The organism is Halorubrum sp. SP9, from assembly GCF_005435015.1.
GTDB classification, from domain to species: Archaea; Halobacteriota; Halobacteria; order Halobacteriales; family Haloferacaceae; genus Halorubrum; species Halorubrum sodomense.
Genome location: NZ_SGXU01000123.1, coordinates 1 through 1177 on the forward strand (window position 1 = coordinate 1; position 1177 = coordinate 1177).

A 1177-nucleotide genomic window follows, 5' to 3' on the forward strand; every position below is an offset into this window, starting at 1 on the left:
ACAGTACTCAACGAGAATATTATATGCTTCGGCGTAACCGTCGATGAGATCCGGATTGTATTCGTCGATTTCATCCAAAATCTCTCCGAGGTTGTCGTCACCCATTTTGAAGACCGGGATGAATTTCTCGCGAGATAGGAACGCCTCAAATTGTTCTTTAATCCACTGGATTGTGGACATCCCGATCTTCTGATGCCATAGACGCACGCTCTTGTCCCCCCACTCATACCCCATCCACTCACGATTGCGTAGGTTCATGGCCAAGCGCTTCTCAAGTTGCGCTTTATTCGCCCACATGACTAACGGGGTGCCAGTTGACCCCGAGGTCGTGATTTTATGATCGGCATACTTCTCGTTCGTGAACCGGTCGGGATCGTCACGGAGCGTCTGCTTGTCGAGAACCGGAATTTGCTGAAGTAACCCGTCTAGATCGTCAATATCGGTGTCAACATCAGACAGCGACTTCGCGTAATGTTCTGTGTTCTCGCGAGCGTATTCGACCATTTTTTGTACCCGTTCGCGCTGGAAATTGCGAATTGCTCTTCGGTCCTTCCGTTCGAATTTCTTGATATCCTCATAGTAATCGAACATATCATTCCTGACAACCCAGTGGTGAAGGGGGAAGGTATGTTTATAAACGAACTTCCGAACGTTCATGCCGCACTATTCTTATGAGGGTAGGATAAACGTTCCGTCTATCTATAAGGCGGTGTTAAAATAAGGTCGAAGGATGAGGCGGTCAAAAGATTGAGTGATTCATGCTTAGTTTCGACCGTCTCAACGGCGATAGCGGGTGTATCGAGTTAGATTTTCTGAAGCGAGAGAGACACCCGAGTCGGTGATGAAGCTCGGTATCCGACTCCATTTGGCTGGATTATCACTTTCGGATACCGTCTCGATTCTTGAGAGGTTGGGTGTCGATCGCCATCGAACTTCCGTCCACCGGTGGGTACAAAAAGCGGATCTACAGCCGACAGACGGTGCGAATCCGAATCACGTTGCGGTCGATGAAACCGTGATTCAGCTCAACTCTGAGCGATATTGGCTGTACGCTGCCGTCGATCCCGACACGAACCGGCTGCTCCACGTTCGGCTCTACCCGACGAGAACAAACGCGATATCCTCGATGTTTCTCTCAGAACTCCGTGGGAAACATCAGGTCGACGACGCGGTCTTT

1 protein-coding gene and 1 pseudogene are annotated in these 1177 nt (G+C 49.8%); one reads left to right on the forward strand and one right to left on the reverse strand.

Annotation, left to right across the window (positions count from 1 at the left end; translation table 11 throughout):
• Positions 1-657: hypothetical protein (locus EXE45_RS16760; protein ID WP_199233672.1), on the reverse strand; the 657-nt coding region annotated here is incomplete at its 3' end.
• 101 nt (positions 658-758) lie between these two features.
• Here EXE45_RS16760 and EXE45_RS16765 point away from each other — a divergent pair.
• Positions 759-1177 (forward strand): annotated as a pseudogene (locus EXE45_RS16765) (IS6 family transposase); the annotation flags it as partial.